Annotated in this window: 2 protein-coding genes; both read left to right on the top strand. The window is 73.1% G+C overall.

All coding sequences use genetic code 11. The features are described from left to right. The coding region (locus IFT89_RS19895) for a hypothetical protein (protein WP_202939849.1) at nucleotides 1-184 on the top strand (184 nt) is incomplete at its 5' end. A 102-nt stretch (nucleotides 185-286) separates the two neighbouring features. Continuing rightward, nucleotides 287-988: ABC transporter ATP-binding protein (locus tag IFT89_RS19890; protein ID WP_202939848.1), on the top strand; the 702-nt coding region annotated here is incomplete at its 3' end.

Here is a 988-nt window from a genome sequence, read left to right as displayed (position 1 = left end):
CAGCGCTACGGCACACGTCGCCGCCGGCGCTGCCGGGGTCGACCTCACCGCCTCGGTCGAGCCGACGCAAGCGCCCGCGGCCGGAACCGACGGGACCGACGCCGGAACAGGCCTCCGGTTCCTCGGTGCGGGCTGGGCAGCCGACGCTGCGGTCTTCGCCCAGTACCGCCGCCGCGGCAACTGACCGCGAGGTCCACGCCGGGTCCACCTCGCGGATGACCCGCACGGCGGAGCTTGCATCGCCCGGCCGACGCGACGAGGGACACCCGCCGCCGACGATGGGAGCATGAACACTTCGATCCTCTCCGCTCGCGGACTCACGAAACAGTACGGGCCGACCGTCGCCCTCGCCGGCGTCGACCTCGACATCCTCCCCGGTGAGTCGGTCGCCATCATGGGTGCCTCCGGCTCCGGCAAGACCACGCTCATGCATGCGCTCGCCGGGATCGTCACCCCTGACACCGGCTCGATCGCCTTCAACACTCCGACGGGCGTCGTCCGCGTCGATCAGCTCGACGAACGGCACCGCTCGCAGCTGCGGCGCGAGTCCTTCGGCTTCGTCTTCCAGCAGGGCCTGCTCATCCCCGAGCTGACCGCCGTCGAGAACGTCGCGATCGCGCTGATGCTCGGCGGGACACCGCGCATCGCCGCTGAGACGAGCGCGGCGGCGTGGCTCGCCGCCCTGGGACTTGCCGGCATGGAGACCCGTCGGATCGGCGAACTGAGCGGTGGTCAGGCGCAGCGCGTCGCGATCGCCCGCGCTCAGGTGACCGGTGCCCCCATCGTCTTCGCCGACGAGCCGACCGGCGCGCTCGACTCCCGGACCTCGGCCGACGTCATGGGGGCCCTGCTCCACGCGACGACCGGGCAGGGACGCACGCTCGTCCTCGTGACGCACGACGAGACGGTCGCCGCGCGGTGCTCGCGGACCATCCGCCTGGCCGACGGTCGGATCGTCGGGCAGCCGGGCGGGGTCGGCGCGCCGACC

It is taken from the genome of Plantibacter sp. CFBP 13570 (assembly GCF_014841395.1).
In the GTDB taxonomy this organism is placed as follows: Bacteria; Actinomycetota; Actinomycetes; order Actinomycetales; family Microbacteriaceae; genus Plantibacter; species Plantibacter auratus.
The sequence above is the reverse complement of the archived record's forward strand: the minus strand, read 5'-3'. Positions and strand labels throughout refer to the sequence as shown.